The following is a 19,246-nucleotide window of genomic DNA, read 5'->3' on the forward strand; positions in this document are numbered from 1 at the left end:
GGCAACGCCGATAATTCGAACCATGCGAGTTAACCCAACAACGCTTATCCTGATGGCAGGTGTTCAGCCATGGCTTTGATCATCACTGACGAATGCATCAATTGCGATGTGTGCGAGCCCGAGTGCCCCAACGACGCGATTTTCATGGGGCTGGAGATCTACCAGATCGATCCGAACAAATGCACCGAATGTGTCGGGCATTTTGACGAGCCGCAATGCGTGCAGGTCTGCCCGGTGGCGTGCATACCGATTGATCCGCAGTTTGTGGAAGACCGGGCCACACTGTGGCAGAAATACCGCCAGTTGCAGCTTCAGGTGAACAAGCCCGTCGTGCTTTGAGTCTATACCGGACCGAGGCCCGCATCAGCGCTTGTTCACATCCTTTGCTGACGTGCTGGTGCTCGACGTCGATTTTTTCTTTTTGTCGCCGGGACGCTGCGCCACAAAGTACTCCGGCTCTTTTTCTTTATTCCTTAATTTCGCCGGCAGGGTGCTGACCTTGTTGGGGGTCCTGGCGCTGACCGGCTTATCCAATGGCTTCTTCGACGGTGTGTTCGCGGCCAGGTCCTTTTTCTCTTGTTTCAGCCGAGCCTTCTGCATCGCGTCGGCCAGTCGCGCGTCTCGACCAACTGCCTGATCAGTTTGGTATTTTTGGGCCGAGGAACGCTGGTCGGTGGCGTCAATGACCTCGCCATCGGGGCAAGCCATGTGGCTGTAGGTATTGCCACATTTATAGACATTTTGAGCTCCAGCCCCCGTCGATAAAGCCAATGTAGCTATACTAATAGTAGCAATCACAATATGGTTTGGCATGGTGTAACTCCGGTTGGATAGGTCAAAAGCGCGTCTGGATTTACAAAGCCGTCGTTTCAGGCCTGGGCGGCTTCGGTCGGGGTGGCTTGCTGGTATGGATCAGCAGCATGGCTTTGTCCATATCGCCCACCAGCAAGTTCGGCAGAGCGGTGACGGCGCGGGCGATGCACTGATCAATCGCCAGCCGGTGATCCAGTGAAGGCTTTTTAAGCACCCAGTTGATGACTTCCGACTTGAGGCCCGGATGCCCGACACCCAGGCGCAGGCGCCAGTAGGCGTCGGTACCCAATTGGGCGTGAATGTCGCGCAAACCGTTGTGCCCAGCATGACTGCCCCCCAGCTTGAGTTTGGCCTCACCGGCCGCGAGGTCCAACTCATCGTGCGCCACCAGTATTTCCTGCGGCTCGATTTTGAAGAACCGGGCCAGTGCAGCGACCGATTTGCCGCTCAGGTTCATGAAGGTTTGGGGTTTGAGCAGCCAGACCGCTTGCCCGCTCACGTTGACACGCGCTAGCAGTCCATGGAAGGTCTTGTCCATCGACAGGTTGGTCTTGAGCTCGCGCGCGACTGCATCCAGCCACCAAAAGCCCGCATTGTGCCGGGTGGATTCGTAGTCGGGGCCGGGATTGCCAAGACCAACAAAGAGTTTGATCATGTGCAAATTATCAGGGTAAGCGCAAGTGTCAAAAAAAATGGCCCGCGAGCGGGCCATTGATGAACAGTTGGCGACCAATCATTTCAATTGAAGCCAAACGACGCTGCCTGCGCGGCAGGTCAGCGTGTCCCAACAGTCAAAGGTTATTTCTTCTTGGCTGCGGGCGCTTTGGCTGCTGGCGCCTTGGCGGCGGGTGCTTTAGCGGCGGGCGCTGCCTTGCCAGCTGCTGCAGGCGCCCCAGCTGCCGCTGCCGGCACCTCACCGGCCTCTGCGGTCGGTGCTTCTGCCGCACCAATCACCACCACCGATACCAGAACCGGGTTCTTGTTGCCGCGTGTCACAGCGGTCACACCCTTGGGCAGTGTGACGTCGGACAAGTGCAGAGAGCTACCTTTTTTCAGGCCGCTCAAATCGACGGCGATGAATTCAGGCAGGTCTTTCGGGAGACACAACACTTCGATTTCAGTGATCACGTGATTGGCAATACAACCTTCGGTCTTGATGGCGGAGGAGTTCTCATCGCCGCTGTAGTGCAGCGGCACTTTCATGTGCAGACGGGTCTTGGCATCAACGCGCTGAAAGTCGACGTGCAAAACGAGTTGCTTGAATGGGTGCATCTGCACGTCACGCAGCAAAACCTTGTTTGCGGTGCCGTTCATTTCCATGTCCAGCACGGTGGCGTGAAACGCCTCATGCTTCAAGGCATGCCACAGGGCATTGTGATCAATCTCGATCTGCTGTGGCTCAGTGCCACCGCCATAAACAATACCCGGTGTACGACCGGTGATGCGGAGACGGCGGCTCGCACCCGTGCCCTGCTTGGCGCGCTCAAAAGCGACGAATTTCATAATATTTACTCCTGGAGGAATCCACCGCGACCAGTGTGACTCCGGTTTTAAAATGGCTCAGAGTACGCAATTCTTGGTGCTCTGAGCCCGCTTTTGCCCAAATCAGAAAAGGTTTTCCTGATCCGAGAACAAACTCATCACCGACTCGCCCTTGGCAATGCGCTGAATCGTCTCGGCGATCAACGGGGCCACGGACAATTGTCGAATCTTCTTGCAGGCAAGAGCAGCCTGGCTCAAGGGGATGGTGTTGGTGACCACCACTTCATCGAGCGCCTCACCGTTGGTGATACGTTCAATGGCCGGACCCGAAAAAATGGGGTGCGTGCAATAAGCGTAGACTTTTTTTGCGCCGCGCTCTTTCAAAACCTCCGCCGCCTTGACCAAGGTGCCCGCGGTATCAATCATGTCATCCATGATGACGCAGTTGCGGCCATCGATCTCGCCAATGACATGCATCACCTCGCTCACATTGGCTCTAGGGCGACGCTTATCAATAATGGCCAAATCGCAATTGAGTTGCTTGGCCAGCGCGCGCGCGCGCACCACACCGCCCACATCCGGCGACACCACAATCAAATCTTCGTAATTTTTCTGACGCAAATCGCCCAGCAAGATGGGAGAGGCAAAAATATTGTCAACCGGGATATCAAAAAAACCCTGTATCTGATCGGCATGCAAGTCCATGGTCAAGACACGGGCGACGCCGACGGTCTGTAGCATGTTGGCCACCACCTTGGCGGTAATGGGCACCCGACTGGAGCGTGGGCGGCGGTCTTGCCGTGCATAGCCAAAATACGGAATCACGGCACTGATGCGTTCGGCTGATGCGCGCTTGAGTGCATCCACCATGATGAGCAGTTCCATCAGGTTGTCGTTGGTGGGTGCGCAAGTGGACTGCACCACAAAAACGTCTCGCGCCCGCACGTTCTGATTTATTTCGACCGTCACTTCACCATCTGAGAAGCGGCCAACCATGGCGTCGCCGAGCCGGATGCCCAGGTAGCTGGCAATGTCCGCAGCCATCCCCGGATTGGCGTTGCCCGTAAAAACCATGAAATCAGGGGGGGGAGGAGCCAGCATGAGTATCTCGGCGTTTGAGTAGCGTTTGCGTCAGTACGTCCGGCGCCCGGCTCATACAACAAAATTTTTGGCAGGGGAAGAAGGATTCGAACCTTCGCATGCTGGAATCAAAATCCAGTGCCTTAACCAACTTGGCGACTCCCCTACACGGGTTGGCAACTAAATGCTGCTAACCGACAAACCGTCGCTGACTGCCCAACCCAGCAATGGATGAACATCCAGACTGCTACACAACCTGACCTGAAACTCGCCTGGAGCGCCTATCAGATCAATATCCTGCAACACCTGTGCAAATACCGCGCTTCCAGAGCCTGTCATCCGGCCACTGAGTCCACGCGATGCCAGCCACTCAAGGGCTTGGGTCACGCCCGGACAAAGTCTTTGGGCAACACTCTGTAGGTCATTACGACCGAAACTGAAAGCATTTGCAGCGAAGCCTGAAATTATAGCGGTTTCACTGTCTCTTTTCAGGGCCGGATCCGAGAAAATTAATCTCGTTTCGAGCCCCTCTGTGGGCTTGACCACCAGAAATCGGCCTGAAGGCACGGCTACAGGGCTCATTTTTTCACCAATTCCTTCAACCCAGGCATTGCGTCCACCTAGGAAAAACGGCACATCGGCACCCAGTTGAAGCCCGATTTGGCTAAGTTTTTCGAGCGAGTAGTTGAGCCGCCACAAACGGTTCAACGCCAACAGGGTCGAGGCCGCATCGGAAGATCCGCCGCCCATGCCCGCTTGCGCGGGAATGTGTTTTTCTATCCCGATATGAACGCCTAGAGGGCTGCTGCTCGCGACTTGCAGCGCGCGTGCAGCGCGAACCACCAGGTCATCATCCGGTAACTTGGTCGTCAGGTCCTCGCGGCTGATTTGTCCATCGGCGCGCAAGTCAAAATGCAGTGTGTCGCACCAATCAATGAGCATGAAGACCGATTGCAGCAAATGATAACCATCGCCCCTCCTTCCTGTGATGTGCAAGAACAGGTTGAGCTTGGCCGGTGCGCAGATATCGTAGAGTGCCTTCACTTTTCAAGCACCAGTCGCAGTTCCGTCACAGGCGCGGGCTCTGTGCGGCGAGCGGTCAGCCGACCATCAGCCAGTTGCGACAGGTCAGCACTCCAACCCGCCGCACGCATGTTGTCTCCGGCCAGCCAGGCAAAGAGCGCAATCACCGGTATCTCGGCGCCGACCGCCTGCTGGATCAAGGCGTCCAACGATGCAAAGGAGCGAATGTCGCCGTTGGTGCGCATCAGCGCCGTGCCGGCTGACCAAGAGAGCGCGGCGGCGGTCGTCCCCAGGGGGGTGTATAGCGTCAACTCACCGGCCTGAGCATTGCCAGTCAACTCAAACCCGGCAGCAAAGGCCTGGGGCGCAGACTGTGCTTGGTCGGACTCGACCCGCACCGCCAGGCGGCCGCGCCAAACTGGACGTTCAGACTGATTGAGGGTGCTGACCGGCGTCGGGACTGCGCAACCAACCAAAAACAAAATAGCAAATAGAGCGACAGCCAAGCCAGTGATTCTTCGCTGCATCACAAGGTCACACGCAGGCGCTTTAGAGTCTCAAGCAGGGTTTCATTATCGGCATTGAGTTGCAGGCCCTGCTTCCAGATGCTCCGCGCCTGATCGCGCTGACCGAGGTTCCACAAGACTTCACCCAAATGAGCTGCAATTTCTGCGTCCGGGCGGGCTTTAAATGCCGCCTCCAGAATGCGTTGAGCCTCAGCCAGATTGCCACTGCGGAATTCCACCCAGCCCAGGCTGTCGCTAATAAAAGGATCGCCTGGCGCATAGTCCAGCGCCTTCAAAATGAGCTGTTTGGCCTCGACCAAGCGAGTACTGCGTTCTGCCAGTGAATAACCCAGGGCGTTATAAGCATGCGGATCCTCGGGTTTTCCAGCGATCACGCTGCGCAGCAACTGCTCCATCTCGTCAAGCTTGCCCAACTTTTCGGCCACCATGGCCATGTCATAAGCGAGACCAAAATCCTCGGGGTTGGTCGAAGCGGCCTGGGCCAGAAGTTCATAGGCGGCCGGGTACTGCTTGCTGTCACGCAGCAGTTGTATTTCAGCAGCCAACTTTTGCCGACCGTCTGCAGGCGACACCTCGGGTTGGCTGCGAATCAGTTGACGCGCGTCTTCCAGCTTGCCTTGCCGGGCAAGGAGACCGGCGCGGCGCAGCTGGGCGTTGAGTACGTCTTCCTTGCTGTCAATGCGTTGCAGCCACGCATCGGCTTGCACAAAATCCTTCTGTTGCTCGGCAATTTGGGCCAGGGAAAGATAAGCCTGGGTCAAACCACGCCCCGCGTCCACGCTGGGTGTGCCATTGCGCTTGGCCAGCGCCAGTTCCACATACTGTTTTAGCGAGCGTTCCGCCACGGCGGGATTGCCCTCCTGCAACTCGAGTACGCCCCGTATCAGCCAAGCCTCTGCATGGTCAGGCTTTTCCGCGGTAACGAGTTGCAGCTGCGCGGCTGCCTCCGCATAGCGCTGGGCATCCAACAAAACGCGGACATACGCCATTCGCACCTCGGGCATTGGCTTGTCCTCGATGTATTCCTTCACAAGAGCCTCAGCCTGCGGCACTTTGGCCCCCATCATGGCCAAGGCCAACAAAGCGGGAGGCTCTGATTTGGCATCCAGCTCCCGCGCCTTGCGCACCGCATGCAATGCGCCGCTGGCATCATCCGCCTCCAAACGCATGCGTCCGATGACGGTCCAGGCGGCAACGCCGGTCGCCGGAGCATCCAAGTAACTGGCTAGCGCTTGCTCCACCGTGGCGGCAGCCAGCTTTTTATCGGTCGCTCGCGCAAAGTAGCGCGCAAGGCCCAAGATGGTACTGGCCCGGTCCTTGCCATCCGCTAGCGCGATCTCACGCTTGAGCAGCTCCAATGTCTCGCCAATACGGTTCAGACCAATCAATATCTGCAGGACGTAGCGATTGGCCTCACGTGATGCGGGCTGGGCCTGTTTCCAGGCACGCGCTGCCAGCAGCGCCGAATCGCCCGAGCGCGCCTGCAATGCGATGTCAACCGCACGTTGGTAGAGTCTCGGATCATTCGTTTTCCGCGCTGCATCAAGCATCAGCGAGTAAGCGGCACCCGGCTCCCCGCCGCGGGCATTGAGTTCCCCCAACAACAGTTGATAAAAGAGCTCGCTGCTGAGCGCTGAACTCTTGGGCTCAGCCGCCTTGTCAGACGGCGTTTGGGCATTCACGCCCAGCGCGCAAACGAGGGCGAGCAGCACGCTGCAACGAGGCAAACAGTGAAAATTCAACATAAGATGATAATAATCTATGCGACCGAAATTTCTTTGTCATGCCCGAATTGCCTGAGGTTGAAGTCACACGCTTGAGTTTTGCCTTCGACATAGCAGGAGCAATAATCATTTCTGTGCGCATGGGCAAATCGCTGCGCTGGCCCTTGGGGTGTTGTCCCGCCCAGCTGGCGGGGCGGTCAGTGCTGGCAGTGCGAAGACGCGGCAAATACTTGTTAGTCGATCTCGATCACGGCTTGCTGCTGGTGCATTTGGGCATGTCGGGCAGCTTGAGTTTTGCCCGGCGCTTGCCCCCTGCCGGCGCCCATGACCATTTTGAGATGGTGACCACGCAGGGCACACTGCGACTGACCGATCCTCGTCGGTTTGGGGCAGTGGTCTATGCAGACAGCGAGGATGCCCCGCAGGCTCGCAAGCTATTGGGCAAACTCGGCATGGAGCCTTTGTCCGATGTTTTTGACGTTGACCGCTTCCATGCCGCATTGAAGCGCCGTAAGGCCGCTATCAAACAGGTGCTGCTGGCGGGTGATGTGGTGGTGGGCGTGGGCAATATTTACGCTTCAGAAGCGCTGTTTATGGCGGGCATCCGACCAACCCTGAGCGCTGGCCGCCTGAGTCGGCCGCGCAGCGTCAAACTGCACGCCGCAATCGGCGATGTGCTGGCGCGTGCCGTGGCCAAGGGCGGCAGCACGCTGCGAAATTTCTCCAGCGCCAATGGCGACAGCGGTCATTTTCAACTGGAAGCCATGGTTTATGCCCGGCAAGGGCAGCCCTGCAGGGTTTGCGGGACATCCATCAAGACCTTGCGACAAGGTCAGCGGTCGACGTTTTACTGCCCTCATTGCCAGAAAGCTTAGGTGTCAAGGCACCGCTCGGTGCTATATTGAAACATTGCGCGGAGGCAATTTGGCTATTTCATTTAACGAACAATTTGATCTACACGGCACGTGGCGGCGTGAGTTTGCCCTGCGCCTGAAGCTATTGGCCGAGTGGCTGAAAGACCACGAACTACTCGACGCCGCGGTAGAAGAACGCTTGCGTCGCCTGGAAACACAGGTGCGCGCTGACAAAGTCATGGTCGCGTTTGTGGGCGAGTTTTCCCGCGGCAAATCGGAGTTGATCAACGCCATTTTCTTTGCCGGCTACGGGCGGCGCATCATGCCCGCCAGCGCCGGACGCACCACCATGTGCCCGACCGAGATGGGCTACGACGCCCACGTCCCGCCTTGCCTGCGCCTCCTGCCGATTGAAACCCGCCTGCAACCGCAAGCGTTGATGGAATGGCGCATGGTGCCGGAGAAATGGACGCGCATTGACTTGAATGTGCATGACCCCAAGCAGCTCTCGGAAGCGCTTGAGAAGGTAGCTGAAACGCGTCAGGTCACCCAGACCGAAGCCAAGGCGCTTGGCTTTTGGCAGACCGAGACGCCAGAAGACAATCCCACGGTCAATGCGCAAGGCCTGGTGGAAGTGCCCAAGTGGCGCCATGCCTTGATCAATATTGCGCACCCTTTGTTAAAGCAGGGCTTGGTGATTCTGGATACACCTGGCCTCAACGCGATCGGCGCCGAACCTGAACTGACGGTCAGCCTGATTCCACAGGCCCATGCCGTCGTTTTTATTCTCGGCGCTGATACCGGCGTCACCAAGTCGGACCTTGCCATCTGGCGTGAACACTTGGTCGCTGATTCGATTGATGCAAATTCAAGGTTGGTGGTTCTCAACAAGATAGACACCTTGTGGGACGCTCTGAGTTCCCCCCCCCAGGTGCAAGCGCAGATACAGCGCCAGCAAGCCTCAACCGCCGAGATATTGGGTATCGCCAGGCGGCAGGTGATCCCGGTATCGGCGCAAAAAGGCCTGGTGGCCAAGGTGACAGGCGATTCGGCCTTGCTGGAACTCAGCTGCTTGTCCGCGCTTGAAGAAGCGCTTGGCCAGGGCATCATGGGCCAGCGGCAAAAAATGTTGAGCTCTGCCATCTTCAGCGGCATTTCAGATTTGCGTGCCGAGACGGGTCGCGTGATTCACATGCGCAGGCGTGACCTGACCGAGCAACTGATTGAGCTTGAGGGTCTCCAGGGAAAAAACTCAGCCGTCATCAAGAACATGCGGTCACGCATTTCGCAAGAGCAAGCCGAGTTTGATCTGGGTGGCGCGAAAATTCATGCGGTGCGTTCGGTCCACCTGAAACTGCTGCGTGAAGTGTTCAGTCTGCTGGGGCCGACAGCACTCAAAAAGGAAATGGCCCAGCTCACCCAGCTGTTGCAGCAAACCGGCATCAAACTGGGCGTCAACCGCGCCTATGGCGAGACTTTTGAGCGGCTGCGCAAGAATCTGCGGGAGGTGCAATCCATCAGCGCTGAAATCCAGGTCATGCTGGCCGCGACGTTTCGACAACTGAACGCCGAACATGGGTTCTCATTGCAGGCGCCCAGCGAACCAGGTTTGGACGCTTATCTGCATGACCTTGATCTGGTGGAACGCAGCCATCTGCAGTACCTCAGCGTCGGCAATACTTTCAGGCTGGCGCAGCCCGAGTTTTCAGATCGACTGGTGCGTGCACTGTCCACCCGCCTACGCACCATCCATGAAACGGCGTTGGGTGATATTGAGCTGTGGAGCAAGGCGGCCGCTGCCCAACTCGATGTCCAGTTGCGCGAGCGGCGGCGTAACTTCAGCCGGCGACTGGAGGCCATCGATCGAATACAGCAAGCCTCCGGCGGCCTCGGCGAACGCATTGATGAAATTCAGGGGCAAAAGAACAGCTTGGATCAACTCGATACCAAACTGTCGGAGTTGACCGATTATCTGGTGACGGCAACCGACCCTGATCGGTGCGCTGCAACTGATGACGCCGCTATCACCCAGGTCATTGAACTGGTTTGACGAGCGTGAATGAACGCGTGGTGATGGATGTCGCCACTCAAGTGGTGCGTTGGCAAGAAACGCACGGCCGCCATGATTTGCCATGGCAGAACACCTGCGATCCGTACCGGGTCTGGCTGTCCGAGATCATGCTGCAACAGACCCAGGTGGCAACCGTACTGACTTATTTCCCCCGCTTTCTTGAGCGCTTTCCCGACGTGCGTTCACTGGCCGCCGCCTCGCTGGACGACGTGTTGGGTTTGTGGAGCGGTTTGGGTTATTACAGCCGCGCCCGCAACCTCCATTTGTGCGCTCAGGCGGTCATGCGACTGCATGGTGGGCTTTTCCCACAAACCGCCCTGCTGCTGCAGACATTGCCCGGTATTGGCCGCTCGACCGCAGCCGCAATTGCATCCTTGTGCTTTGCTGAACGGGTGGCCATTCTGGATGGCAATGTCAAGCGCGTGCTCACGCGCGTGCTGGGCTTTGACGGCGACCTGGCTTCAGCAGCCAACGAGCGGCGGCTTTGGGATGAGGCGTCGCGCTTGCTGCCACTGCGTGATCTGCCGCAGGCCATGCCGCGCTACACACAAGGCTTGATGGACCTGGGTGCCACGCTTTGCACCGCCAGAAAGCCAGGCTGCGAAGCCTGCCCGCTCGCCCAGTCCTGTGTCGCGCGGCGTTTGGGCCAGCCTGAGGGCTACCCGGTAAAGACGCGCAAACTCAAGCGCAGTTCGCAGTCGATCTGGCTGCTATGGGCACAGGGCGAAAATGACAGCGTGTGGCTGAGCCAGCGGCCGACCCCTGGGGTCTGGGCCGGGCTTTACTGCCTGCCGTGGTTCGACCAGCGCGAGGCACTGGAGACAGCGGTACCCGAACGCTACCGCACCGCCTTGCATGACACGCCGTCCTTTACCCACGTATTGACTCACAAGGACCTGTACCTGCATCCGGTTCAGGTGCAAATGCCACGCTCTGCCCAGGCGTCATCGCAGGGGCGCTGGATGAGCGCACAGGAGTGGCCGCACTTGGGCTTGCCGGCCCCCGTCAGAAAATTGCTACTCCAGGAGTAGCAGGCTGGCTTCCAGTTCCCGGTGCCGCATCAAAGTCATCCATTTGTCGCCAAACAGACCCGCCAGTTTTTCCACGAGGTAGACCGAACGGTGCTGGCCACCGGTGCAGCCAATGGCGACCGTGACGTAGCTCCGGTGGTCGCGTGCCAATGCCTCAAGCCAATGGTTCAAAAACTGTTGAATGTGCGCCAGCATGAGGGCGACGTCGGCCTGCTGTTCCAGAAAATCAGCCACGGGCCGGTCTCGCCCGGTCAAATGGCGCAACTCGGGCTCGTAGTGCGGGTTGGGCAACATGCGCACATCAAACACATAGTCGGCGTCACTTGGAACGCCGCGCTTGAAGGCAAAGGACTCGAACACCAAGGTCAGCTGCTCCCCCGATGCGGAGATCAGCGACTTGACGTAGCCCTGCAACTGCGAGGGTCTGATGATGCTGGTGTCGATCACATGGGCGTTTTCGCGCAGATCAGCCAGCAGTTCCCGCTCGAGTTCAATGGCATCCACCAGCGCGCGCCGCTGGTCGTGTGGCGCGGGATCGGAGGCGAACTGGGACAGGGGGTGCTTGCGCCGGGTTTCTGAATAGCGGCGCACCAAGGTGCCGGTGGTGGCATCCAGAAAGAGCGACTTGACCACGACGCCCTGCGTGCGCAGGGTGGCAAGCTGCTCAGGCACCAAAGGCAGCGACGACGCCGTCCGAACGTCCATCGCAATGGCCACGCGCTTGGTTTGATGCATCTTCTGCAACGCGACAAACGGCAAAAAAAGTTCGGGCGGCAAGTTGTCAACGCAGAAAAAACCAGCGTCTTCCAGCGCGTGCAGCGCCACCGACTTGCCGGAGCCCGACATGCCGGTAATCAGGACGATCTGCAGACTATCGGTTTCGGACGTCATCGAATGTCTCCCCGACTTGCAGCATTTCCCGGGCGTGTGCCAGCGTCGTGCCCGAGAGGCGTTCGCCCCCCAGCATGCGCGCCACCTCTGCCACCCGTTGATCGTCCTGCACAACAAGCACTGAACTCGTCGTCGAACTGCCCTGCAATTGTTTGGCCACGACCAGATGGTGGTCCGCACAAGCAGCAACTTGGGGCAGATGGGTCACGGCCAGCACCTGCCGGTCGACACCCAATTGCTGCATGAGGCGACCGACTGTCTCGGCCACCGCGCCGCCCACACCCGCATCCACCTCGTCAAAAATCAGCGTCGGTGCGGTGCCGAGCCGGCTGGTCGTGACGGCGATTGCCAGCGCCATGCGAGACAACTCACCGCCAGAAGCCACTTTACTCACCGCTCTGGGTGTACTACCCGCATGCCCCGCCACCAGAAAGCTGACTTCTTCCAGGCCACTTTGCGTCGGTTGCGCCGCCGCCTGCAGCGCCACTTCAAACTGGCCACCTTGCATCCCCAGCCCCTGCATGGCTTGCGTGATGGCCCGCGCCAGCTTCGGTGCGGCACCGGCGCGCGCCTTCGAGAGTTGCCGGGCCTGCTGCATGTAGGCGTCAAACGCCAGCGCGCAGGCGGCTTCCAGCCCCGCCAAATCAGCGGCGGCCTCCAGCTTTTGCAGCTCCTGTCTCCAGGACGCCAGCAAATCAGACAGCTCCGCCGGGGCTCTGCGGTAGCGCCGGGCCAGCGACAGCCACAAGGCCATGCGCTCGTCGAGTTCGCCCAGCCGCTGGGGATCCAGCTCGGTCTTGCGCAGGTAACCCCGCAGGGAATGCACCGTGTCTTCCACCTGCGCCAGACTTGAGGTCAAAACCTCCGTCAGCCCTTTGAAATAGGGCTCAAGGTGCTCCTGCTGTTGTAGCAATTGACAGGCGCCATGGAGCGCCACCAGGGCGCCGCCATCGTCGTCAGAACCCAAGGTCTGCAGGGCGCCTTGGGCGGCGTCCAGCAGCGCTTGGGCATGGGAGAGTCGGCCGTGTTCGGTGTTGAGCTCCAACCATTCATCCGCCTGCGGCGCCAGCTTTTCAAGCTCAGCAATTTGCCAGGCCAGCCGTTCGCGTTCACGTTCTAACGACTCTTGCGCGCCATGGGCTTGCGCCAGGTCGGCCTGCGCCTGGCGCCATTGTTGCCACAGCGTTGCCAGAGCGTTTGACGAAACCTGCGCATAGGCATCGAGCAAGCTTCGCACCGCATCGGGACGGGTGAGGCTTTGCCAGGCGTGTTGCCCATGAATATCGAGCAGTTGCTCGCCCATGGCGCGCAACTGGGTGGCGGTGGCCGGGCTGCCGTTGATCCAGGCGCGGCTTTTGCCCTGGGTGTCTACTGTGCGTCGCAACAACAGGCTGTCGCCAATCTCAAAGCCCGCCGTTTCAAGCCAGAGCGCCAGGTCAGCCGTGGCGTCAAACTCCGCGCTGACGTCGGTGCGACTCGTGCCTTCACGAATGACCCCGACATCGGCCCGGCCGCCGGTGACCAATTGCAGTGCATCAATCAGGATCGATTTGCCGGCCCCCGTTTCGCCGGTGAGAACGGTGAAGCCGCTCGCCAGGTCAAGATCGAGCTCGCGCACAATCACAAAATCACGCAAGACAATTCGTTTGAGGCTCACAGTCAGGCCACTCCTTCATTCCAGTGCAGTTTCTGGCGCAGGGTGTCAAAGTAGGACCAGCCTCTGGGGTGCAAAAAGCGCACATGATGTTCGGAGCGTGTCACCACGATGCGATCGCCATGCAGCAACGACGCCAGTGACTGCGTGTCAAAACTTGCACTGGCGTCGCGTCCAGCTATTATTTCAATAGCAATTTCAGTAATGTTGGCAAGGACGATGGGCCGATTTGACAAAGTATGTGGCGCAATCGGCACCAGCACCCAGCCCGGAATGGAGGGGTGCAAGAGCGGCCCGCCGGCGGAAAGCGAATACGCGGTGGAACCGGTCGGCGTGGCAATGATCAGGCCGTCCGCCCGCTGGTTCGCCACGAAGTGGCCATCGACTTCAACCCGCAGCTCCACCATGCCCGAGGTCGCCGCCCGGTTCACCACCACATCGTTCATGGCCAGCGCGTCATAGACACAGCGCCCGTCACGCATCACCCTGGCGTGCATCAGGCTGCGATGGTCCTCCTCATACTCGCCGCGCAGCATCGGCGCCAGCGCGCTGGCGTAACCGTCCAGCGGGATGTCGGTGATGAACCCGAGCCGCCCCTGGTTGACACCAATCAAGGGCACGCCGAACTTGGCGAGTTGGCGGCCAATGCCCAGCATGGTGCCGTCGCCGCCGACAACCAAGCCCAGATCACAATTCGCGCCAATGGCGGCGACATCCGCGACCGGGTAGCCCGAAATGCCCATATTGCGCGCGGTGTCTTGCTCAAAAACCACCTCGCAACCCTGCGCATTTAGAAAATGCGCGATGTCTTCCAACACGCGGCGCGATGACGCGCTGGACACGCCCGAGGCCACCGTCTGGTATTTGCCAATCAGCGCCACATGCCGGAATTTAGATTTCATTGGCAAATTACATCACTAAAATGCCCGCATGCTCGATGACCGTGCCAAGTTGTTATTGAAAGCGCTGGTTGAGCGCTATATCGCCGATGGGCAACCGGTGGGTTCGCGCACGCTCTCCAAAGCCTCGGGGCTGGACTTGTCGCCCGCCACCATCCGCAACGTGATGTCTGATCTGGAAGAGCTGGGCTTGATCGTCAGCCCGCACACCTCGGCCGGGCGCATCCCGACGGCGCGCGGTTACCGCCTTTTTGTCGACACCATGCTGACGGTGCGCCAGGAGCAGTTCGCAGCCCACATCTTGGCACCCGATCAGCCGCAGAAAGTGATTTCCAACGCGGCCAACCTGCTGTCAAACCTGTCCCAGTTTGTCGGCGTGGTCATCGCCCCGCGCCGTTCCTCCGTGTTTCGCCACATTGAATTCTTGCGCTTGTCTGAGCGGCGCTTGCTGGTCATCATCGTCTCGCCCGAAGGCGACGTGCAAAACCGGGTTATTTTTACCGAGACGGATCATTCGCAGCCGCAATTGGTTGAAGCCGCCAATTACCTCAACAGCCATTACGTCGGGCTGGCCATTGAACAGGTTCGTGAGCGCTTGAAAAACGAGGTGGAATCACTGCGCTCGGAAATTGCCAGCCTGATGCAGGCGGCCGTGACGGTCAGTTCTGAGGCCATGTCAGAAACGCAGGACGAAGTGGTGATTTCGGGCGAGCGAAACCTGCTGGCAGTGACTGATTTTTCCAATGACATGGGCCACCTGCGTCGCGCATTTGATCTGTTTGAACAAAAAGCGCAACTCATGCGCCTGCTTGATATTGCCGGCCAGGCCGAAGGCGTGCGTATTTTTATCGGTGGCGAAAGCAAGGTTGTTCCGTTTGAGGACCTGTCCATCGTCAGCGCGCCGTACGAGGTGGACGGCCAGGTGGTGGGCACGCTTGGCGTCATCGGCCCCACGCGCATGGCCTACGACCGGATGATCCAGATTGTGGACATCACGTCGAAATTGGTCAGCAACGCCCTGAGCCACCACAAGTAGGCCCTTACAATCTGCGCTTCGGGCCTCTAGCTCATGTTGGTTAGAGCAGCGGACTTGAAGTAGTTTTTTCCTGTGAACCAGGGGCTGGGAATGGAAAAGACAGATTGGGTTGCCTTGGCGTAAGTTGACTCTGTGCCTTGGTAGAACTGCTCAAAGTCGGGGAAACCTCTGGTCATTCGTGACCGTGGCAATCCCGAGCGAAGCTCTTCTTCGGAAGAGAACGTGTAGAGACTGTACGGGCAGGTCGTAAAGACAAGAGACAGTCCAGACCACAAACCCGAAAGGGGCGACGAAAGTCGTAGTTGGTAAGCATAATCCGTTGGTGCCGTGTTCGACTCACGGGAGGCCCACCAAACACCTAAGCCGCAGTGTGGGTCCACACTGCGGCTTTCTGACCTCAAGCGTCAATGAACCGAAGCGTCATCCCGGCCGCGTCACGAGCCATGGATTTATAATAAATCAGGCTGCAGCCCTCGTATCTTATGTGTATATAGCTACATTTTTAGTAGCAAATCTGCAATCGCACGCGGATAAATGAGGTGCTCCTGGGACAGCACGCGGGCCGCCAAGGTGTCGGCCGTATCACCCGGCAACACCGGCGCCACCGCTTGCGCCAGGATCGGGCCGTGGTCGAGTTCCGCTGTGACCTGATGCACGGTGGCACCAGCGAACCTGCAACCCGCATCGATCGCTTGCTGTTGGGTGTGCAGCCCCGGAAACGCCGGCAGCAGCGACGGGTGGATGTTGAGCAAGCGCCCGCTGTAGCGATCCACAAATGCGGGCGTGAGAATGCGCATGAAGCCCGCCAGCACCACCAGCACGGGTTGCTCCGGCGCATCAAAGCGATCAATGAGCTGGGCCAGGGCCGCATCAAATGCCTCGCGCGAGGCAAAGGTTTTGTGATCCAGCACCTCGGTGGCAATGCCGTGTTCGCGTGCGAAGACCAGCCCTGCGGCTGCGGCCTTGTTGCTGATCACGGCCGCGACCCGCGCGCCAAATCGTTCCGGCCAGGCCTCGCGCTGCGCTGTTTTTACGATGGCGGCCATGTTGGAGCCGGCGCCTGAGATCAAAATAACGATGTTTTTCATATCGGCCCGAATTATGACCTTGACCTCTTCCCCTCCAATGACTGCACCTAGCCCCACAACCACGACGCCTGTCCTGACCCCGACCGAGGCGCGCGTGCTCGGCACCTTGATGGAAAAGGCCCGCACCGTGCCTGACAGCTACCCGCTGACACTCAACACGCTGCTGCTGGGCTGCAACCAGAAGTCCAGCCGCGAGCCGCTGATGGAATTGAGCGAAGCCGACGTCGCTGGCGCCCTGAACACGCTGAAAGAGGCCCATCTGGTGCGCGAAAGCAGTGGCTCGCGCACCACACGTTTTGAACACAACTTTCAGCGCGGTATCGGGGTCTACGAACAGGCCGCCGTGCTGCTGGGGCTCTTGATGTTGCGCGGCCCGCAGACGGCCGGGGAGCTGCGCCTGAACACCGAGCGCTGGTACAAGTTTGCCGATATTTCCTCGGTCGAAGGCTTTCTGGAAGAGCTGCAGGACCGCGCCAAGGAGAAAGGCGGCCCGCTGGTGGTCAAACTCGCGCGCGGACCCGCCGCGCGCGAGCAACGCTGGGCGCACCTGCTGTGCGGACCGGTGGATGCGACGCAAACCGGGATGAGCCGTTCGTCTGAAGGTCTGAGCGGCAACACCGCCGAGCGCATTGAACGACTCGAAGTGGAAGTAGCCAAGCTGCGTGAAACGGTGCAAAAGCTGTGCGCCGAGTTGGGCGTTTCGCCCCCGGAACAGGTTTAAGCAAAGCCCGAAGCCAAGTGAAAGATTGGCGGTGCCTGGTTGGGGAAATTGTCGGCACCTTCGCCGACATCGTTCAGCAAATGCTCATGCTCTTTTTTGACCACTGCATAGCATTCACAAACCCGTGTCTCCAAGCCCGCGCGGTCAAGCACGGTGATATGGCCACGGTAGTAGCGAATGAAGCCCGCTTGCTGCAAACGCCCGGCGGCCTCCGTGATGCCTTCACGGCGCACACCCAGCATGCTGGCGATATGCTCATGCGTCATGGTCAATTCATTGGAGGGCAAACGGTCGAGCGTTGACAACAGCCAGCGACACAGTTGCTGCTCCACCGAATGATGCCGATTGCAGACCGCCGTTTGGGCCAGCTGCGTCATCAGCGCCTGGGTGTAGCGCAGCAACAAGTGCTGCATCACCCCGGCGCGGCGCCCGCCGCTGCGGCGGAGTTCCTGCATCAGGATTTGTTCCTTTAATCGGTAGCCATAGCCGCTGACACACACAACGGCCGCCGTCGGCGTCGTATGGCTGCTCATGACCAGCGGAATGCCAATAACGCCCTCACGGCCCACCCAAGCAATGTCGGACGTTGCACCGGTCTCGGTCAAGCAGTTCAGGGACACGATGGCGCTTGTCGGAAAATAAACATGCTGCAGGGTTTGCCCGGATTCATAAAGAACTTCGCCCTGCAGCATGGCAACCAACTCCAAGCCGGGCGAGACACGCCCGAGCTCGACGGCCGACAAGGCGGCGAGCAGATAGTTTTGATGGGGGCTGTGCGAAGTTTCCAAATCCGGTCTCCCAATGATCACTCCAGGGGCATAAACATCACACACGCAGGCCATTCGGCTCGTGCCACTGTGCACAGGCGACCCGCAGGGGCACGCTTGCGACAAACACCTACTGTGCTGAAGTCCTTGCTTTGGGCTTTGCGTATTCTCAAAAATCGGCCGAACACGCAAACGAAGGCGTCGTTCAGAACAGACAATCACCGGCGATGAAAACCTGAAAAAGGCGGTGCGCAGGGCAGCGTGTCACCACCTCGACAGCTTGAATCGCACGATCGTGCTAAAAACCACATTCAGCGACGATTCGCTTAAGACTCGCTTGGTACTCAAGTGCTGTCGGAACCAAAATGTGGCTTATTTGGAGACTCCCCTATGGATTTGGCTTTTACCCCTGAAGAGCAGCAGTTCCGTGAAGACATTCGCGCCTGGGTGCGCGCGAACCTGCCCACTGATATTTCACACAAGGTGCACAACGCCTTGCGCCTGAGCCGCGACGACCTGCAGCGCTGGGGCAAGATTCTGGGCAAAAAAGGCTGGCTCGGCCACGCCTGGCCCAAGTCCTTCGGCGGCCCCGGCTGGAGCTCGATCCAGAAGCATTTGTTCGAAGAAGAATGTGCCCTGGCCGGTGCGCCGCGCGTGCTGCCGTTTGGCCCGGTGATGGTGGCCCCGGTCATCATGGCGTTTGGCACGCCGGAGCAGCAGCAGCGCTTTTTGCCCGGCATTGCCAGTGGTGAGGTGTGGTGGAGCCAGGGTTACAGCGAGCCCGGCGCCGGTTCTGATCTGGCCTCGGTCAAGTGCCGGGCCGAACGCCAGGGCAATAAATACATCGTCAACGGTCAAAAAGCGTGGACCACGCTGGGCCAGTACGGTGAGTGGATTTTCTGCCTGGTGCGCACCAGCAACGAGGGCAAACCGCAAACCGGCATCAGCTTCCTGCTGATCGACATGAAATCCCCTGGCGTCACCGTGCGCCCGACGGTGCTGCTCGACGGCGAGCCCGAAGTCAACGAAGTCTTTTTTGACGACGTCGAAGTGCCGGTGGAAAACCTGATTGGCGAAGAGAACAAGGGCTGGACCTACGCCAAGCACCTGCTCTCGCATGAGCGCACCAACATCGCCGACGTGAACCGCACCAAGCGCGAGCTCGAGCGGCTCAAACGCGTGGCCAAGGCCGAGGGTGTGTTTGACGACGTGCGCTTTCGCGACGAAATCGCCAAGCTGGAAGTGGACGTGGTGGCGCTCGAGATGCTGGTGCTGCGCGTGCTGGCCGCAGAAAAGTCGGGCAAGAACTCGCTCGACATTGCGGGCCTCTTGAAGATTCGCGGCAGCGAGATCCAGCAACGCTACAGCGAGTTGATGATGCTCGCCGCCGGGCCCTATGCGCTGCCGCTGATTCAGGAGGCGATGGAAGCCGGCTGGCAGGGCGACTTCCCGGGCGGTGGCGTCTGGTGCGCGCCGCTGGCGTCGACTTACTTCAACATGCGCAAGACCACCATTTACGGCGGCAGCAATGAAGTGCAGCGCACCATCGTGGCCCAGACCGTCCTCGGCTGACGATTGCAGGAAA

At 59.2% G+C, this 19,246-nt stretch carries 19 protein-coding genes and 1 tRNA gene; 7 read left to right on the forward strand and 13 right to left on the reverse strand.

What is annotated here, in order from left to right; genetic code table 11:
• The first annotated feature begins 69 nt into the window (after window positions 1-69).
• Window positions 70-339: a YfhL family 4Fe-4S dicluster ferredoxin gene (locus GZ093_RS05315; RefSeq protein WP_296483087.1), complete on the forward strand. Its 270-nt coding sequence runs from the start codon at window positions 70-72 to the stop codon at window positions 337-339.
• 24 nt (window positions 340-363) lie between these two features.
• Here the strand turns inward: GZ093_RS05315 and GZ093_RS05320 are convergent, their stop codons facing one another.
• The 8 genes from GZ093_RS05320 to GZ093_RS05355 all read right to left on the reverse strand — a co-directional run bounded on the left by GZ093_RS05320 (window position 364) and on the right by GZ093_RS05355 (window position 6,637).
• Window positions 364-813: a hypothetical protein gene (locus GZ093_RS05320; RefSeq protein WP_296483091.1), complete on the reverse strand. Its 450-nt coding sequence runs from the start codon at window positions 811-813 to the stop codon at window positions 364-366.
• Window positions 814-853: 40 nt separating this feature from the next.
• A complete protein-coding gene (pth, locus tag GZ093_RS05325; protein WP_296483096.1) occupies window positions 854-1,468 on the reverse strand; it encodes an aminoacyl-tRNA hydrolase in 615 nt (204 codons plus the stop codon).
• A gap of 143 nt (window positions 1,469-1,611) precedes the next feature.
• On the reverse strand, window positions 1,612-2,316 hold the full coding sequence (locus GZ093_RS05330; RefSeq protein ID WP_296483099.1) for a 50S ribosomal protein L25/general stress protein Ctc: 705 nt from the start codon (window positions 2,314-2,316) through the stop codon (window positions 1,612-1,614).
• Between the two features lie 102 nt (window positions 2,317-2,418).
• Window positions 2,419-3,396: a ribose-phosphate pyrophosphokinase gene (locus GZ093_RS05335; RefSeq protein ID WP_296483100.1), complete on the reverse strand. Its 978-nt coding sequence runs from the start codon at window positions 3,394-3,396 to the stop codon at window positions 2,419-2,421.
• A 68-nt stretch (window positions 3,397-3,464) separates the two neighbouring features.
• A tRNA-Gln gene (locus tag GZ093_RS05340) sits at window positions 3,465-3,541 on the reverse strand.
• Between the two features lie 14 nt (window positions 3,542-3,555).
• On the reverse strand, window positions 3,556-4,419 hold the full coding sequence (ispE, locus tag GZ093_RS05345) for a 4-(cytidine 5'-diphospho)-2-C-methyl-D-erythritol kinase (protein WP_296483101.1): 864 nt from the start codon (window positions 4,417-4,419) through the stop codon (window positions 3,556-3,558).
• Complete coding sequence (locus GZ093_RS05350) at window positions 4,416-4,904, reverse strand: lipoprotein insertase outer membrane protein LolB (protein ID WP_296483103.1); 489 nt, start codon at window positions 4,902-4,904, stop codon at window positions 4,416-4,418. Before GZ093_RS05350 ends, ispE begins: the two co-directional genes overlap by 4 nt.
• A gap of 20 nt (window positions 4,905-4,924) precedes the next feature.
• Complete coding sequence (locus GZ093_RS05355; protein ID WP_363260236.1) at window positions 4,925-6,637, reverse strand: tetratricopeptide repeat protein; 1,713 nt, start codon at window positions 6,635-6,637, stop codon at window positions 4,925-4,927.
• 71 nt (window positions 6,638-6,708) lie between these two features.
• On the opposite strand from GZ093_RS05355, the gene mutM reads away from it, so the two are divergent.
• The 3 genes from mutM to mutY are packed head-to-tail and all read left to right on the forward strand — an operon-like array spanning window position 6,709 to window position 10,605.
• Complete coding sequence (gene mutM, locus GZ093_RS05360; RefSeq protein WP_296483108.1) at window positions 6,709-7,524, forward strand: bifunctional DNA-formamidopyrimidine glycosylase/DNA-(apurinic or apyrimidinic site) lyase; 816 nt, start codon at window positions 6,709-6,711, stop codon at window positions 7,522-7,524.
• 49 nt (window positions 7,525-7,573) lie between these two features.
• Window positions 7,574-9,553: a dynamin family protein gene (locus tag GZ093_RS05365; RefSeq protein ID WP_296483111.1), complete on the forward strand. Its 1,980-nt coding sequence runs from the start codon at window positions 7,574-7,576 to the stop codon at window positions 9,551-9,553.
• Between the two features lie 23 nt (window positions 9,554-9,576).
• Window positions 9,577-10,605 carry an A/G-specific adenine glycosylase gene (gene mutY, locus GZ093_RS05370; RefSeq protein WP_296483188.1) on the forward strand — a complete coding sequence of 343 codons (1,029 nt, stop codon included), beginning with the start codon at window positions 9,577-9,579 and terminating at the stop codon, window positions 10,603-10,605.
• On the opposite strand, the gene rapZ is transcribed toward mutY, so the two are convergent.
• The 3 genes from rapZ to GZ093_RS05385 are packed head-to-tail and all read right to left on the reverse strand — an operon-like array spanning window position 10,591 to window position 14,052.
• Window positions 10,591-11,496: an RNase adapter RapZ gene (gene rapZ / locus GZ093_RS05375; RefSeq protein WP_296483114.1), complete on the reverse strand. Its 906-nt coding sequence runs from the start codon at window positions 11,494-11,496 to the stop codon at window positions 10,591-10,593. The two genes, mutY and rapZ, sit on opposite strands and share 15 nt — an antisense overlap.
• A complete protein-coding gene (recN, locus tag GZ093_RS05380; protein ID WP_296483117.1) occupies window positions 11,477-13,153 on the reverse strand; it encodes a DNA repair protein RecN in 1,677 nt (558 codons plus the stop codon). Before recN ends, rapZ begins: the two co-directional genes overlap by 20 nt.
• 2 nt (window positions 13,154-13,155) lie before the next feature.
• The gene (locus GZ093_RS05385) at window positions 13,156-14,052 is read right to left on the reverse strand and encodes an NAD kinase (protein WP_296483122.1); all 897 of its coding nucleotides are present in this window, start codon (window positions 14,050-14,052) and stop codon (window positions 13,156-13,158) included.
• A 28-nt stretch (window positions 14,053-14,080) separates the two neighbouring features.
• Here GZ093_RS05385 and hrcA point away from each other — a divergent pair, with 28 nt between their 5' ends.
• Complete coding sequence (gene hrcA / locus GZ093_RS05390; RefSeq protein ID WP_296483125.1) at window positions 14,081-15,085, forward strand: heat-inducible transcriptional repressor HrcA; 1,005 nt, start codon at window positions 14,081-14,083, stop codon at window positions 15,083-15,085.
• 494 nt (window positions 15,086-15,579) lie between these two features.
• On the opposite strand, the gene purN is transcribed toward hrcA, so the two are convergent.
• Window positions 15,580-16,173, reverse strand: coding sequence for a phosphoribosylglycinamide formyltransferase (gene purN / locus GZ093_RS05395; RefSeq protein ID WP_296483128.1), 594 nt, complete (start codon window positions 16,171-16,173; stop codon window positions 15,580-15,582).
• Between the two features lie 37 nt (window positions 16,174-16,210).
• Here purN and GZ093_RS05400 point away from each other — a divergent pair, with 37 nt between their 5' ends.
• Window positions 16,211-16,894, forward strand: a complete 684-nt coding sequence (locus GZ093_RS05400) for a YceH family protein (protein ID WP_296483130.1) — start codon at window positions 16,211-16,213, stop codon at window positions 16,892-16,894.
• On the opposite strand, the gene GZ093_RS05405 is transcribed toward GZ093_RS05400, so the two are convergent.
• Window positions 16,891-17,682 carry a Crp/Fnr family transcriptional regulator gene (locus GZ093_RS05405; RefSeq protein WP_296483133.1) on the reverse strand — a complete coding sequence of 264 codons (792 nt, stop codon included), beginning with the start codon at window positions 17,680-17,682 and terminating at the stop codon, window positions 16,891-16,893. The two genes, GZ093_RS05400 and GZ093_RS05405, sit on opposite strands and share 4 nt — an antisense overlap.
• 369 nt (window positions 17,683-18,051) lie before the next feature.
• Between GZ093_RS05405 and GZ093_RS05410 the strand changes: the two genes are divergently transcribed.
• Entirely contained in the window at window positions 18,052-19,233 is a 1,182-nt protein-coding gene (locus GZ093_RS05410; RefSeq protein ID WP_296483137.1) for an acyl-CoA dehydrogenase family protein, read from the forward strand.
• The last annotated feature ends 13 nt before the right edge of the window (window positions 19,234-19,246 follow it).

Origin of the sequence: Rhodoferax sp. (genome assembly GCF_010365055.1) — a bacterium.
Taxonomy (GTDB): Bacteria; Pseudomonadota; Gammaproteobacteria; order Burkholderiales; family Burkholderiaceae_C; genus Rhodoferax.

Excerpts from the sequence above, each read along its gene's own strand:
- GZ093_RS05315 (WP_296483087.1), top strand. The coding sequence starts at position 70 with ATGGCTTTGATCATCACTGACGAATGCATCAATTGCGATGTGTGCGAG.
- GZ093_RS05320 (WP_296483091.1), bottom strand. The coding sequence starts at position 813 with ATGCCAAACCATATTGTGATTGCTACTATTAGTATAGCTACATTGGCT.
- pth (WP_296483096.1), bottom strand. The coding sequence starts at position 1,468 with ATGATCAAACTCTTTGTTGGTCTTGGCAATCCCGGCCCCGACTACGAA.
- GZ093_RS05330 (WP_296483099.1), bottom strand. The coding sequence starts at position 2,316 with ATGAAATTCGTCGCTTTTGAGCGCGCCAAGCAGGGCACGGGTGCGAGC.
- GZ093_RS05335 (WP_296483100.1), bottom strand. The coding sequence starts at position 3,396 with ATGCTGGCTCCTCCCCCCCCTGATTTCATGGTTTTTACGGGCAACGCC.
- mutM (WP_296483108.1), top strand. The coding sequence starts at position 6,709 with ATGCCCGAATTGCCTGAGGTTGAAGTCACACGCTTGAGTTTTGCCTTC.
- mutY (WP_296483188.1), top strand. The coding sequence starts at position 9,577 with ATGGATGTCGCCACTCAAGTGGTGCGTTGGCAAGAAACGCACGGCCGC.
- rapZ (WP_296483114.1), bottom strand. The coding sequence starts at position 11,496 with ATGACGTCCGAAACCGATAGTCTGCAGATCGTCCTGATTACCGGCATG.
- GZ093_RS05385 (WP_296483122.1), bottom strand. The coding sequence starts at position 14,052 with ATGAAATCTAAATTCCGGCATGTGGCGCTGATTGGCAAATACCAGACG.
- hrcA (WP_296483125.1), top strand. The coding sequence starts at position 14,081 with ATGCTCGATGACCGTGCCAAGTTGTTATTGAAAGCGCTGGTTGAGCGC.
- purN (WP_296483128.1), bottom strand. The coding sequence starts at position 16,173 with ATGAAAAACATCGTTATTTTGATCTCAGGCGCCGGCTCCAACATGGCC.
- GZ093_RS05400 (WP_296483130.1), top strand. The coding sequence starts at position 16,211 with ATGACTGCACCTAGCCCCACAACCACGACGCCTGTCCTGACCCCGACC.
- GZ093_RS05410 (WP_296483137.1), top strand. The coding sequence starts at position 18,052 with ATGGATTTGGCTTTTACCCCTGAAGAGCAGCAGTTCCGTGAAGACATT.